We start from the raw sequence: 14,766 nt of genomic DNA, 5'->3' as shown, positions 1-14,766 counted from the left end.
AGGTCCTGATTAGCGTCGTGTCTCAGTGCAGGATCTCCGACCGACGACAATGACTCGGTGCTCGGTGAGCGGAGCGCGCTGTGCTCCCCTCTCCCTTCGGGAGACCTGATTAGCGTCGTGTCTCAGCTCAGGATCTGGGACCAAGGACCAGGACCCGGTGTTCGGTGACCGCAGCGCGCTGTGCTCCCCTCTCCCTGTGGGAGAGGGGCCGGGGGAGAGGGTCGGGGCTTGCCATGATCTGCATCGTTGCTGGTCCAGCGGCGCGCGCTGGCCCGGGCAACCCTCTCCCCCGCCCCTCCCCCGCAGGCGGGGGAGGGGAGAAGTGCGGTGTCGTCGCACTGACGTAAAGCCGCCTGGCAGCGGGCTGAGACACGACGCTAATCAGGTCCCCAGGTGGGGGAGGGGAGACGTGTGCTGCCGTCGCGGGGTCGGCGCGCGCCTGGCCAGGTGAGCCGGACTGGCCAGTGGTGCTCGGCCTGGGGGAATACGACGCGGGTCGGGTGCCGGTCAGGGCAGGGTGGCCAGGGCGTGCAGGTAGCGGCGCACCATGGCGTATTCGTGGCTGGGCGGGGCGAGGGCGTCCAGGCGCTCCAGGCGCTGGCGGGCGTCGGCGCGGTCGCCCAGGGCAAGGGCGGCAAGGATGGCGGCCTGCTGCAGGTGCTCGCGCAGCAGGGCGGGAACGGTCGGGACGGGACCGCCGGAGGCGCCTCCCACTGCCGGGCCGGCCTCGGTCCGGGACGCGACCTCCGCGTCGCCCTGCAGCACGGCCAGCGGTTCCGCACCGCCGTCGCGCCGGGCCAGCGCCGCCGGCGCGGCCGATGAATCGTTGTCCGCCGGCATCGCCGCGTCCAGGGCCTGCAGCGCCGCATCCGCCCGCGGCCGCATCGCCGGCAGGTCGCGGGCGGCGATCGCCGCATAGGCGGCCAGTACGGCGGCGACCTGCGGCGGCGCCTCCCCGGCGGGCAGCCACACCGGCGCCTGCCACAGCGGCTCAAGGTCGGCGGCAGGCAGGTGGCCCAGGGTGTATTCGCCGATCACGGCCAGCGCTTCCAGCCAGCGGGGCAGGGCGTCGGGCTGGCCGGGATCGGGCCAGCCGCCCTTCAGGACATGCACCTGGCCCAGCACCAGCGGCTGGCGATCGTCATGCCGGGCAGGAAGCCGCAGGCGCAGGGGCGCGCCGTCATCCACCGCGACGTCCGCGGGCGGATCCACCGTGCCATGCGCGCGTCGCTGTGCGACGTCATGTCCGGCCAGCATCCCGGAACGCACGTCGCGCGCCTGCCAGTGGTTGACCACGCCCTGGCTGTCCGGGTCCCACGCGGGCGTCGCGGCCAGACCGACCGGCTGGCGGCCGGCGGTGAGTTCCAGCACCGGCAAGCCGGTGGCGGCCAGTGCCGGCAGCAGTTCGACATGGGCGCCGGTGAAGCGCGCGCGCGGCGCCTGCAGGGCGACCACCGGATGGAAGTCCGAATGCGGCACCGCACCGGCGGCGGCGACCAGGCCATGCAGCAGGCGGGCATCGCCGAGCCGGCGCAGGGCGATGTCGGCCGTGCCGGCCAGGCCCACCCGCGCCAGCTCCGCGTGCAGCACGGCGCTGTCCAGGCGCGCGAAATCCGGCGCCGACAGCGGCTGCTTCGAGGCCAGCAGGATCAGGTCGCTGCTGTGCGCCACGTACACCTCGACGTGCGCGAAGACCTCGAGCAGCGCGGCGACCATGGTCGCCAGCAGGGCGTCGTCCAGCTCGTAGGTGTGCAGCCACTGCACCAGCACGCCGTGCTCGGCCAGGTGGCGCGCCAGCAGGGCATGGAACTGCCGGGTGAACAGCGCGGCGACGCCGCTCACCCAGGGGTTGGAGGGCTCGGAGACGATCACGTCCCAGCCTTGCCGGGCGGCACTGAAGAAGGTCCGGGCATCGTCGATGTGGGTCACCGAGCGCGGGTCGTCGTAGGCGCGCGCGACGCGTTGGCCGAAGCCGCGCGCCGCGCGCACCATCGCCGCCTCGATCTCCACCGTCGCCACCTGCACCGGCCGCGGCGAGCCCAGCAGGGTGTGCGTGGACAGCCCGGCGCCCCAGCCGACCACCGCCACCTGCGCCGGCGCCGGATGCACCAGCAGGGGCAGGGCGCCCAGCAGCAGCATGGTCGGCTCGTCGCCGGTCGGCGTGCCGTCGGGGTCGAGCTGCAGCGCGGCATCGGGCTTGCCGTTGGTGGCCACCGTGGCGACGCTGCCCTGCCGGTACAGCGCCACCGTGGCGGTGCGACCGTCCTCGATGAAGTCCACCGTCACCGCCGCGTCCAGGCGCGCGTGGCCGTGCCGGAACACGCCCGAGGCCAGCGCCCGCGGGTCCGGCCGGCCCGGGCCCAGCGCCAGCAGCAGGGCCAGCGCCAGCACGCCGGCCAGTGCCAGCACCTGGCGGCCGGACAGGCCGGAGGGCGCCGCGCGCAGCAGGGCGATGCCCAGCGCCGCATCGAGCAGGGCCGCGGCGATCACCGCGCCGGCCAGGCCCAGCCAGGGCACCAGCACCGCCACGGTCAGCGCGACGCCGGCCACCGCGCCCAGCGTGTTGGCCGCGTAGATCCGGCCGATGCCGCCCTCGCCGGCGCCGGCGCGCAACGCGGCGCTGGTCAGCAGCGGCAGCACCAGGCCGGCGCAGAACGCCGCCGGCAGCATCACCGCCAGCGCGATCGCCGCGCTGCCGGCCAGGAACAGCGCGTAGCCGGCCTCGTTGGCCGGCAGCCAGCGCACCAGCAGCCCGACCCAGTCGAAGCTGCGCGCGAACACCGGCAGCGAGGCCAGCGCCGCCGCCGCCATCGCCACCTGCGCCCAGCCCGCCCAGGCCAGGGCATCGCGCACCCGGTGCGCGCGCCGGCGCAGCCACCAGCCGCCCAGCGCCAGGCCGCCGACGAAACTGGCCAGCATCAGCTCGAAGGCGTGCAAGGTGGTGCCCAGCGCCTGGTTCAGCAGCCGCACCCAGGCGATCTCGTACACGAACGACGCCACCGCCGTCAGCGCCGCCACCGCCGCCAGCCAGCCCACGCCCGCACTCCGCGCGCGCACCGCGTCGCTGCCACTGGCCGCCCCACCTTGCGATGGCGCCTCATGGCGGCCAACCGCCACCCCGACCGGCGACGGCACCCCACTTCTCCCCTCCCCCGCCTGCGGGGGAGGGGCCGGGGGAGAGGGCCGCCCCGCCAGCGCCGCACCGTCGCCGGCGCCGATCTCCCAGCGCCGCTCCACCGCCGCGCTGCTTACGACCGGGCGATCGGGCCATGCGTTTTCGAGCCCGACGTCCGAATCCTCGCCGCCAATCGGCGACGGCACCCCACTTCTCCCCTCCCCCGCCTGCGGGGGAGGGGCCGGGGGAGAGGGCCGCCCCGCGAGCGCCGCACCGTCGCCGTCGCCGACGTCCCAGCGCCCGGCCAGTCGCCACGCCCAAACCGCCACCACCAGGTTCACCAGCCCCGCCACCGCCACCGAGCCCGGCAGGCCCAGCCAGGGCAGCAGCACGAAGGCTGCCGCCAGCGCGCCCACCGCCGCACCCAGCCCGTTGCCGAAATACAGCCCCGCCAGCACCGCGGTGTCGCGCGTCGGCGCCAGCCGCAGCCAGGCCGCGCCCAGCAGCGGAAAGGTCATGCCCAGCAGCACGCACTGCGGGGCGATCAGCGCCGCAGCGCCGCCCCATTGCCAGGCGCGCACCGCCAGCGTCGAATCCAGCGCCGGCAGCACCGCCTGGCCCAGCGCATCCAGGCCCACGAACACGCCGTGGAAACCCAGCCCGGCCACGCCGATCACGCCCTCGGCGAGCGCGTACGCCCGCAACGGCCGCCGCCAGCGCGCCCCGCGGCGCCCGGCCAGCCAGGCACCCAGCGCCATGCCGCCCATGAACAGTGCCAGCACCAGCACCTGGGCATGCGCGGCATGGCCCAGCACCAGCCCCAGGTAATGCGACCACAGCGCCTGGTAGACCAGGGCGGCGGCGCCGGACAGGGCGAACAGGGCGAGCAGGGGGCGGTCGGGCAGGGCGCCGTTGCCCGCTGCCCGGCCGGATGGGATCGACATGAGCGGCAGAGTACGCGGCAGGTGCCCCTGCTCCAAGCGGCCAGCCCGGGTGTCGCGCGCCGCAGGGGCTGCCGCCGCGACCGCCTGCCCTGGCGGGGCGATCCACACCCGTGGCCACGCGCCGGTCAGGGCGCGCGGCCGCGGTGGCTCATTCGCCGGTGACGTCGAGCCAGGCGTTCAGATAGGCACGCGAGAATCCGTAGGGTTTCGAACTGGCCGGGATTCGACGCCCGAGGTCCTGCTCATAGGCAAGCGCCAGCTCGCGTCGTCCCTGGCCGATCGCGCCCAGGCGGGCGATCAGCAGCATCTGGTTGGCGATCATCGGCGTGGCGTCGGCACCCAGGGTGTCCAGGGCCGCCATGGCGCGCGTTTCCATGGCCGCGGCATCGCGCCGCGCGGTGGCCTCGTAGGCCGCCAGCAGCGCCGCCATGCCGTCGTCCAGCCGCTCCGGTGCGACCCACACCGGGTCGATCCAGACCCCGACATGGTCTTCGGCGGGCAGGAAGCCCAGGCTGTATTCGGCCATGGCCGCGGTGATGTCCAGCCAGTCGCTGCGCCCGTCGGCGTCCAGCGCATCAGCCGACAGCGAGAGCAATTGCGCGACGCTCTGCGCCAGTTCCTGGTTGAGCTGCGGCACATGTGTCGCCGTCTCGCCCAGCAGCAGGCTACGCAGGTCACGCGCCACCCAATGGTCGACGGCTCCGAAGCTGATGTCCTCGAACAGCACGTCGTCGGCCACCGAGGCCGGGCGACGCGCACCCGTCAACTCCAGCACCGGCATGCCGGTGCCCATCACCAGGGTGTGGATCTCGGCGCTGCGCCGGGCGAAGCGGTCGCGCGGCGCGTTCAGCGATACCACCGGGTGGAAGTCGGTGTGCGGCTGCGAGCCGGCCAGGGCGGCGATCGCGCGCAAGGTGTCGCGGTCGCCGACCTTGCGGACCGTGAAGCCGCCGATGTTGCCCAGTCCGACGCGGGCCAGCTCCGCACGCAGGTCCGGCTCGGTGAAGCGGTCGTAGTCCAGGGCCGGGATCGGCGCGGTGCCGGCCAGGAACAGCAGGTCGCCGGTGTTGGTCAGGTAGATGTCGACGTGCGGGAACTCCTCGGCCAGGGCCACCATCATGGTGCCCAGCAGATGGTCGCCCAGCTCGTAGGCCTGCAGCCACTGCACCAGCAGGCCGCCTTCGTTGAGGTGCTTGCGCAGGAACGCGTAGAACTCCCGCGTGAACAGGCTGGCGACGCCGCTCACCCAGGGGTTGGACGGTTCGGAGACGATCACGTCGAAGCCGCGCCGGCCGGTCGCGAAGAAGGTGCGCGCGTCGTCGATGTGGACGATCGAGCGCGGGTCCTCGTAGGCGCGCCGGACGCGGTTGCCGTAGTGGCGGGCGCCCTCGACCATGGCCCGCTCGATCTCGATCGACTCGACCCGGCGCGGCCGGCTGCTGCCCAGCATGGTGTGCGTGGACAGGCCCGAGCCCCAGCCGATGATGGCGATGTCCTTCGGGTCCGGATGGGCGGCCAGGGGCAGGGCGGCGGCCATGATCATGGTGATCTCGTCGGCCGAGGGCGGCTCGGCCGGGTTGACCTGGATGGAGGCGTCCGGCTTGCCGTTGGTGGCGATGGTGCCCGAGGTGCCCTGGCTGTAGAAGGCGATGGTGGCGGTCTTGCCGTCGCGCAGGAAGTGGATGTGGGCGTCCTCGGCGAGCGTGGCGCTGCCGTGCCGGAACACGCCCGAGGCGATCGCGCGCGGCGAGGCCTGGCCGAACAGCAGGCTCAGCAGCAGGCCGGCCAGCACCGCGCCGGCGGCGACCTGGAAGGCGCGCCGCGGCACCGCCACGGCGTAGCGCTGCAGCAGCACCAGGCCGATCAGGATGTCGACCACCGCCGCCAGCATCAATGCGTAGCGCAGCCCGAGCAGGGGGATCAGCACGTGCACCGCCAGCGCCACGCCGAGGATGGCGCCCAGGGTGTTGGCGGCATAGATGCGGCCGATGCTGGCCTCGCCGGCGCCGCGGCGCAGCAGGGCCATGGTGAACAGCGGCAGGGTCATGCCGGCGAAGAAGGCCGCCGGGAACATCACCAGCATCGAGATGCCGGCGCTGGCCAGCATGAACCAGGTGTAGCCGCCGTCGTCGCGCGGCAGCACCGACATCAGCCAGCCCACCCACGAGAAGCTCTGCGCGAACACCGGCAGCGAGGCCAGGGCGGCGACACCCATCCAGACCTGGGCCAGGCCGGCATAGGCCACCGGGTCGGTGATCCGTTCGCTGCGCCGCCGTATCCACCAGCCGCCGAAGGCCAGGCCCAGGATGAATGCGGCCAGCATCAGTTCGAAGGAGTGCACGGTGGTGCCCAGCACCTGGTTGAGCATGCGCACCCAGCCGATCTCGTAGACGAACGAGGCGGCGCCGCTGAAGAAGGTGGCGCCCAGCATCAATGCCGTGAACGCACCCAGCGGCAGTGGCCGGCGCGCCTCGGTGGACCCCGCAGCCGGTGCGGCGACCGGTGCCGGTGCCGAGGGCGGCAGCGGTCGCAGGCCATCGGCGTGGCGGGCCACGAAAATGGCCAGCACGCCGACCACCAGGTTCAGCACGCCGGCGGTGGCCACCGTGCCGGGCATGCCGATCCAGGGCAACAGCACGAAGGTGGCGACCAGGGCGCCGAACGCCGCGCCGACGCTGTTGCTGAAATACAGCCCGCCCAGGATCTCGCCGTCGGCGTCCGGCGCCAGGCGCAGGTAGCCGCCGCTCATCAGCGGAAAGGTCATGCCCAGCAGGATGCACTGCGGCAGGATGATCAGCGCCGCCGAACCCCACTGCCAGGCGCGTACCGCCGCCTCGCCGGACAGCGCCGGGTAGACGGTTTCCTGGGAGAACCCCGTGTACCAGACGAACAGCGCATGGAAGCCCAGTCCGGCCAGGCCGATGACGATCTCGACCACCGCATAGGCCAGGATCAGCCGCCGCCAGTGCACGCCGAAGGCGCTGACCAGCCAGGCGCCGATCGCCATGCCACCCATGAAGATGGCCAGCACCAGGGTCTGCGCATAGGCGGCGTGGCCCAGACTGAGCCCCAGATAGTGCGACCAGATCGCCTGGTAGATCAGCCCGGCGAAGCCGGACAGCACGAACAGGGCGAGGAGCGCGCGCTCCAGCCCCAGCCTGCGGACGTGGGTCATGGGTTCCTCCCGAAAACCGGGCCAGCCTACGCAGGAATCGGGCGGTTCGCCAGCAATCCGCCGGAGGTGACACTGGATGGTTCGTCCGCGGATCCTGGCCCGGCGCTTGCGAGGTAGCCGGCGACACCCTTGATGCAAAAGGTGATTCGCATCACACAGTGCCCCATTGCGGTCGGATGGGTGACGCAGGGGGTCACTTTGTGACCAATGTCGTCAAGGGGTGCGGGCGGCGGCGGGCGCAGCGCCGGGGAATTGTGTCGGCGTCGGGGGTCTGGCGGGGGGGAATGCAAACTCCCGTGACCTGTGTCTCGTTGGCAGGGTTGGCACGCGGCATGCTCAATCTCCTTCGCCGGCGCGGGCGTAACACCGCCCGGTGCCGAAGCACGCTCAACACCACTGTTGCTACTCCTAGGAGAGTCACCATGCAGAACATCCGTCGCAACCAGGGCTTCACCCTGATCGAGCTGATGATCGTCGTCGCGATCATCGCCATCCTGGCCGCCATCGCGCTGCCGGCCTACCAGAACTACGTCGCCCGCTCGCAGGTCACCGCCGGCCTGTCCGACATCCGTGGCGGCGTGACCGCGTTCGAAGAGTACGTGCAGCGCGGCAGCGCCGCGGCGATCACCCTGGCCAACCTGGGCCTGCGCACCCCGACCGCCCGTTGCTCCACCGTCGCCGCCGCCGCGGGCGAGACCGGCAACATCACCTGCAAGCTCGCTGGCAACCCCAAGGTCGAGGGCAAGATCGTGACCCTGACCCGCGAGACCAGCGGCAACTACGCCTGCACCGTCACCGGCGGCCTGGATAGCCGTTACCTGCCGACCGGCTGCCAGTAATCGAGTCATCGCTGTTCCCGCCAGGAGGGTTCGCCCTCCTGGCGTCTTCTCCAGCCTGCAAGGGGGCCGGCTGCTTAGCACCACCGATTCCCGCCGTCACTGCGGCCGCAGGCCGCGCCGACCCGAGCAGCCGTCATGAATACCCGTTCGCAAGGCTTCACCCTGATCGAACTGATGATCGTGGTGGCCATCATCGCCATCCTGGCCGCGATCGCCCTGCCGGCCTACCAGAATTACACCATCCGCTCGCAGACCGCGGCCGGCCTGTCGGACATCGCCGGCGCCCGCTCGGCGTTCGAGTCCCTGGTGATCGCCAACAGTCTCACCACCTTCGATGTCGCCGACATCGGCCTGCGTCCGGCCACCACCCGCTGCCGGGTGATCGACATGGCACCGGGCGCCAGCGGTTTCATCCGCTGCGAGCTGGAAGGCCATCCCATCATCGCCGGGCAGACCCTGACCCTGCAGCGCACCACCGGTGGCTCCTGGGACTGCCAGACCACGGTGACCGATCCGCGCTACCGTCCCGCCGGCTGCACCTGAGCCTATACTGGCCCCGGTCGCGCGTCGCCTGTCGGCGCCGCCGAAGTCGATCGATGCGACCGGCGCCGCGTGCGGCCCGGTCGACCACGAGGGGGCCACCGGATTGAATGCCATGCTGCGGGCGGTCGCCGCCCTGCTTGTCCTGCTGCTGGGCCTGACCCTGCTCTACCTGCCCGGCCTGTCCGGCGGTTTCCTGTTCGACGACTATCCCAACATCGTCTTCAAGGAACAGGTCCACGCCGCCAGCCTGTCGCCCGAGACGCTGCGGCGCGCGGCCGGCAGTTACCGTGACGGCCTGGGCCGGCCCCTGTCCACGGTGAGCTTCGCCATGGACCATGCCGCCGCCGGCGGCCTGGAGCCGGCCCGCTTCAAACGCACCAACCTGGCCATCCACCTGGTCAATGCCCTGCTGGTGTTCCTGCTGGTGCGCCGCCTGCTGCGACTCGATACGGGCCGGCGCTGGGGGCCCTGGGCGGCGTTGCTGCTGGCCGCCGCCTGGGCGGCGCATCCCCTGCAGGTGTCGACCGTGCTGTACGTGGTGCAGCGCATGGAGATGCTGGCGGCGCTTTTCATGCTGCTGGCCCTGGTCGCCTACCTGCGCGGCCGCCAGGACCAGATCGCCGGGCGGCGCGGCTGGCCCTGGCTGGGAGTCGCTGCCTGCTGGTCCGGCCTGGCCGTGCTGGCCAAGGAAAGCGCGGTGGTGCTGCCCCTGCTGCTGTTCGCGGTGGAGGCGCTGCTGCTTCGCTTCCGCAGCGCCGGCGGCGTTTCGGCGGCGCTGCGCGGCGCCTGGCTGGCGGTGCTGGCGGCGGGCTTCGTGGTGTTCGCGTTCTGGCTGCTGCCGCGCTTCGGCGCAGCCGAAGGATTCGCCATTCGCGACTACGACGGTTACCAGCGGGTGCTCACCCAGATGCGCGTGCTGCCCGGCTACCTGCTGTGGTCCGTGTTGCCCTTGCCGGGCTTTCTGGACTTCTACTACGACGCCTATCCGGCATCGCGCGGCTGGTTCAGCCCGGCCACGACGGCGCTGGGCGCGCTGCTGCTGGCCGGCCTGCTGGCCCTGGCCTGGCGGCTGCGCCAGCGCGCGCCGCTGGCCGCCCTGGGCATCGTCTGGTTCTTCGCCTGCCATGCCCTGACCAGCAACTGGGTGAACCTTGAGCTGGTCTTCGAGCACCGCAACTACCTGTCGCTGCTGGGCGTGCTGCTGGCTGCCGCCGATCTGCTCAGGCGCCTGCCCTGGGGCAAGCTGCGCCCGGTGCTGGTCGGCGTGGCGCTGGCGGCCCTGGCCGCCGCCACCTTGCTGCGCACGGCGACCTGGGGCGACCCCACCCTGCTGGCCCTGGACCTGGCCGAGCGCAATCCGACCTCGCCACGTGCCGCCACCGACCTGGCCGAACAGTACATGCACGCCAGCGGCTACGACCCGGAGCACCGCGCCTACGGCCTGGCCAGGGCCGAATTCCAGCGTGCCGCCGACCTGCCGGGCGCCTCGCCGCTGCCCGAACAGGGCCTGATCCTGCTCGCCACCGCCGCCGGCCAGCCGGTCGATCCGGCCTGGTGGGCGGCGATCGAAGACAAGCTGGCGCATCGGCGGGTTGGACCCCAGGAAGTGGTGGCGGTGACTGGCCTGCTGCAGCGCCACCAGGAAGGCCTGACTCTGGATGCCGAGGCGCTGTACCGGGTGCTGGCGCTGTTGCTGGTGCGGCGCCCGGACCTGCCGGCGCACATGGCCATGGCCCTGGCCGACCTGGCCATGAAGGACCTGGACGATCCGGAGCGCACCCGTGCCGCCCTGCGTGAGGTTGCCCGGCGCAGCGCGGGCGACCCGGCCTATGTGCGCCAGGTCGCCGGGGTCCTGGCCGCCGACGGCCATGCCGAGGAGGCCGCCTGGCTGCTGCAGGCCGCGGAACGTCTCGCCGCCGACGCCGACGGGTCCTGAGTGCCGGCATGAGTGCGGCGGCCGGCGGCGGCGACTACCGCCCGGACATCGAGGGCCTGCGCGCTTTGGTGGTCTGCCCCGTGGTGGCCTGCCATGCCGGCGCGCCCGGCATGGCAGGCGGCTTCATCGGCGTCGACGTGTTCTTCGTCCTGTCCGGCTTTCTGATCACACGCCTTCTGGTGGCCGAGCACCGCCGCAGCGGTGGCATCGACTGGGCGCGCTTCTACGCGCGGCGCTTCCGCCGCCTGCTGCCGGCCCTGCTGCTGATGCTGGCGGTCACTGCGCTGGCCGCACTGCTGTTGCTGCCGCCGCACCTGCAGGGCGACCATGCCATGGCGGCGGCCAGTTCCGCCCTGTGGCTGTCCAACCTGCATTTCCTGACCGCGGCGGTCGATTACTTCGGACCGGCCGCAGCAGGCAACCCCTTCCTGCACACCTGGTCGCTGGGCGTCGAGGAGCAGTTCTAACTGGTCTGGCCGGCGGTGGTCGCCGGACTGATGGTGGCCGGTCGCGGCCGGCCGGCGACCGGCTTTGCGGTGCTGTTGCTGGTCAGTCTGTCCGCCTGTCTGCTGGTGCTCCCTTCCAATCCGGCAGCCGCGTTCTATCTGATGCCGACACGGGCCTGGCAGTTCGCGGCCGGCGCCCTGGTCTGCCTGTCGGCTCCGCGCCCTGGCGACGGTCGATGGGCGGGTGCGGCCGGCGTCGTCGGTCTGGGTCTGATCCTGGCCGGCGTGGCCGTGCTGGACGAACACCAGCCCCATCCCGGCCTGGCCGCCCTGTTGCCGACGCTGGGCACCGCGCTGGCGTTGTGGGCGGGTGGCCTGGCACCGCGCGCCTTCGCCAGCCGCCTGCTTTCGGCACCCATGGCGCAGGGCCTGGGCCGGCTGTCCTACGGCTGGTACCTGTGGCACTGGCCGGTGCTGGTGATCGGCGGCCACCTGCTAGGCGCCGGGCGTCTGCTGCCGAACCTGGCCCTGGTCCTGCTGGCCCTGCTGCTGGCCACCGGCAGCTACCGTCTGGTGGAGGCGCCCCTGCGCCGCCAGGAGTGGTTCCTGCGGCCGCCCAGGCGCGGCCTGCTGGCCGCGGTCGGCGCCATGGCGCTGGCGGTGACCCTGGCCCTGCACTGGCAGGGACTCGCCGCCGGCCTCGCCCAGGGCCGCGTGGAAGCGGGGCGGTCGGTGGCGGTGGTGGAGGCGCCGGTGATCTACGCCATGGATTGCGACGACTGGTTCAACAGCGACCAGCTCAAGCCTTGTGCCTTCGGCCCCGAGCGGGCGCCCCGGACCGCCGTCGTGCTGGGCGACAGCGTCGGACTGCAGTGGTTTCCGGCCCTGGCCGAGGTGCTGGCCGCGCCGGACTGGCGGCTGGTGGTGCTGACCAAGTCGGCCTGCCCGATCGCCGATGTCGAGCTGTTCTATCCGCGGATCGGCCGCATCTACAGCGAATGCACGCGCTGGCGCGCGGCGGCCCTGGACTGGATCGAAGCGCAGCGCCCGGACCTGCTGGTGATCGGCTCCAGCCACACCTACCCCCTGGATGCACAGACGTGGCAGGCGGCCACGGCCCGGGTGCTGGACCGGGTGGTGCCGGCGGTCGGCCAGGTGCGCCTGCTGCGCTCCACACCTCGCCTGCGGTTCGATCCCCGTCAATGCGTCGCCCGGCAGGGACTGCTTCTGGAATGGCTGGGCACCAGGCGTGGTTGCGAGGCGCCGCCGCTGGATGAGGTGGAGAATGCGCGCGTGCACGACGCGCTGCGCGCCGCCGCAGCAGCCTATCCGACGGTGGCGGTGATCGACCTCAACGCAGCCGTATGTCCCGAAGGTCTGTGCCGCGCGCTGCATGAGGGATACCTGGCGTTCCGCGACGAGCAGCACCTGAACGGCAGTTTCGCGCGCCGCCTGGCGCCGAGGCTCGCCGCGGCCCTTGCGATCGGCGGGTACGCCGGGGGCCCAGCGGAGAGTGCCGGCACGACGCGCTGAACCGGCGCGCTGCGCCGGCCGGCGCCCGGCCGCTGTTGGCAACCCGGTATCCCGTCGTTGTCCGGCGTCATGGCGGCAGCCCGGAAGCTGGACTGGCCGTCGTACCATGCGGCCTGGGCCGGCACGGCGCCAGCAAAGGGGGGCAGGGTGGAAACGGTGGGTGAGATGCGACTGGCCGACCAGGCGCCGGATGCGGACATCGTTCGCCGGTTGCTGATGGTCAGCACCTCCTACCCCGCCGGCCCCTCCGACTGGCGGGGACTGTTCATCCGCCACCTGACCCACGCGCTCGCCCGCCGCCGCGATCTCGCACTGCGCAACTGGAATCCGCCGGGCGAACTGCCGGACAACGTCGCCGACGCCGCGACCCCCGCCGAGTCGGCCTGGCTGGCCCGCCTGATGGCGGCCGGCGGCATCGCCCACCTGGTGCGCGCCGGCGGCCTTCGCGGCCTGTGGCAACCGCTGCGCCTGCTCGGCCATCTGCGCGCGCTGTACCGCCGCGAGACGGGTCTCGACCTGCGCCATGTCAACTGGCTGCAGAACGCGCTGGTGCTGCCCGGAGACCGGGTGCCGCTGCTGACCACGGTGCTGGGCACCGACATGCAGCTGTTGCGCCTGCCCGGCATGACCTGGCTGCTGCGGCGGGTGTTCCGACGGCGGGCCACGGCGATCTGCCCCAATGCCGAATGGATGGTGCCGGAGCTGGAGCGTCGTTTCGGCGATGTCGCCCGGGTTCGCTTCGTGCCGTTCGGCATCGATCCGTGCTGGTTTGCGGTGCAGCGCGCGCCCGCGGCGCCGGCGCGCTGGGTGTGCGTGAGCCGCATCACCCACGGCAAGATCGGCACCTTGTTCGACTGGGCCGCGCCGCACTTCGCGGACGGCCGTCGCGAGCTTCACCTGTATGGCCCCATGCAGCAGGACATGCGCCTGCCGCCCTGGGTCATCCACCATGGCCCCGCCACCCCCGAGCAGTTGTGCGCGCAGGTCTTTCCGGCGGCGCAGGGCCTGATCACGCTCAGCCAACATGCGGAAGGCCGTCCCCAGGTGATGCTGGAAGCCATGGCCGCCGGCCTGCCGATCATCGCCTCTGGCATTGCGGCGCATCGAGACCTGCTGCGTCACGGCGAGACCGGCTGGTTGTGCGAACGCGCCGAGGCGCTTGCGCCGGCCTTGGAGGCGTTGGAGCAGCGCGAGCGCAACCACGCCATCGGTGTGGCGGCGCAGGAATGGGTCAAGGCGCAGATCGGCACCTGGGACGATTGCGCTGCGCGCTACGTCGCGCTGTACCGTGAGCTGCTCGCAAGGGACCGGCCATGAAGATCGCGGTGCTGGGCGGCGGCGGATTCATCGGTCGTGCCACCTGCGCACGACTGGCCGCGGGTGGCCACGAGGTGGTTGCGCTGCTGCGCCGACCAGCGCCCGGGCTGGCCGTGGCCTGCCAGGTCGCCGATTTCAGCGATCCGTTGCAGTTCCGCGAGGCGCTCGAGGGGTGCGATTGGCTGGTCCATGCCGCGGCCGGAAGCACGCCAGGCAGCACCCTGGGCCAGCCGCGCGCGGAGATCGCCGCCAACCTGGCGGTATCGCTGGCACTGGTCGAAGCGCTGCAATCGGTGGCCGGCTGTGGGGTGCTGTACCTGTCGTCCGGCGGCACCGTCTACGGCGACTGCGGCGATGCGCCGGTGCGGGAAGCCCAGCCCCTGCGGCCGCGCTCCTACCATGGCGCGGCCAAGGCGGCGGTCGAGCTGTTCCTGTCCGCCTATGCCAGCCAATACGGCGGCGCGGTGGTGGTCCTGCGGCCCAGTAACGTCTATGGGCCCGGCCAGGGGCAGCGCGGCGGTTTCGGAATCGTGCCCACCGCGATGGCGGCGGCGCTTTCAGGGGAGCCGGTCACGCTCTGGGGCGATGGCTCCACCGTGCGCGACTACCTGTACATCGACGACCTGGTCGACCTGATCGAGACGGTGGTCCGCGCCGGTGCCTTCCCGGGTTTCTCGGTCTTCAACGCCGCAAGCGGTCAGGCCGTGAGCCTCGTCGACTTGCTGGACACTGTGGCCACGGTGTGCGGCAGGTCGATGCACCGGGTCTTCCAGCCGGGTCGGCGGGTGGACGTGGCGACCATTGCACCCTCGTCGGCGGCGGCGTTCGAGTCCCACGGTTGGCAGGCCCGTACGTCGCTTGAGCAGGGACTTCGCCGGACCTGGTCCTGGTTCCAGGAGCCCGGGCCGCTCTGACAGC

General features: G+C 72.4%; 9 protein-coding genes. 7 read left to right on the top strand and 2 right to left on the bottom strand.

Annotated elements, in window-relative coordinates:
* Window positions 1-507 precede the first annotated feature (507 nt).
* Window positions 508-4,059: a fused MFS/spermidine synthase gene (locus tag KF823_07315; protein ID MBX3725713.1), complete on the bottom strand. Its 3,552-nt coding sequence runs from the start codon at window positions 4,057-4,059 to the stop codon at window positions 508-510.
* 148 nt (window positions 4,060-4,207) lie between these two features.
* On the bottom strand, window positions 4,208-7,234 hold the full coding sequence (locus KF823_07310; protein MBX3725712.1) for a fused MFS/spermidine synthase: 3,027 nt from the start codon (window positions 7,232-7,234) through the stop codon (window positions 4,208-4,210).
* A gap of 431 nt (window positions 7,235-7,665) precedes the next feature.
* Here KF823_07310 and KF823_07305 point away from each other — a divergent pair, with 431 nt between their 5' ends.
* The 7 genes from KF823_07305 to KF823_07275 all read left to right on the top strand — a co-directional run bounded on the left by KF823_07305 (window position 7,666) and on the right by KF823_07275 (window position 14,762).
* A complete protein-coding gene (locus KF823_07305) occupies window positions 7,666-8,073 on the top strand; it encodes a pilin (GenBank protein MBX3725711.1) in 408 nt (135 codons plus the stop codon).
* Window positions 8,074-8,208: 135 nt separating this feature from the next.
* The gene (locus tag KF823_07300; protein MBX3725710.1) at window positions 8,209-8,616 is read left to right on the top strand and encodes a pilin; all 408 of its coding nucleotides are present in this window, start codon (window positions 8,209-8,211) and stop codon (window positions 8,614-8,616) included.
* 112 nt (window positions 8,617-8,728) lie between these two features.
* Window positions 8,729-10,552, top strand: a complete 1,824-nt coding sequence (locus tag KF823_07295) for a hypothetical protein (GenBank protein MBX3725709.1) — start codon at window positions 8,729-8,731, stop codon at window positions 10,550-10,552.
* 8 nt (window positions 10,553-10,560) lie between these two features.
* Window positions 10,561-11,019: an acyltransferase gene (locus KF823_07290; GenBank protein MBX3725708.1), complete on the top strand. Its 459-nt coding sequence runs from the start codon at window positions 10,561-10,563 to the stop codon at window positions 11,017-11,019.
* A 15-nt stretch (window positions 11,020-11,034) separates the two neighbouring features.
* Entirely contained in the window at window positions 11,035-12,531 is a 1,497-nt protein-coding gene (locus tag KF823_07285; protein ID MBX3725707.1) for an acyltransferase, read from the top strand.
* Window positions 12,532-12,696: 165 nt separating this feature from the next.
* Window positions 12,697-13,848 (top strand): glycosyltransferase family 4 protein, encoded by a 1,152-nt coding sequence (locus KF823_07280; GenBank protein MBX3725706.1) that lies wholly within the window; start codon window positions 12,697-12,699, stop codon window positions 13,846-13,848.
* Window positions 13,845-14,762: an NAD-dependent epimerase/dehydratase family protein gene (locus tag KF823_07275; protein MBX3725705.1), complete on the top strand. Its 918-nt coding sequence runs from the start codon at window positions 13,845-13,847 to the stop codon at window positions 14,760-14,762. Before KF823_07280 ends, KF823_07275 begins: the two co-directional genes overlap by 4 nt.
* The last annotated feature ends 4 nt before the right edge of the window (window positions 14,763-14,766 follow it).

The organism is Lysobacterales bacterium (assembly GCA_019634735.1).
Lineage (GTDB): Bacteria > Pseudomonadota > Gammaproteobacteria > Xanthomonadales > UBA2363 > Pseudofulvimonas.
The sequence above is the reverse complement of the archived record's forward strand: the minus strand, read 5'-3'. Positions and strand labels throughout refer to the sequence as shown.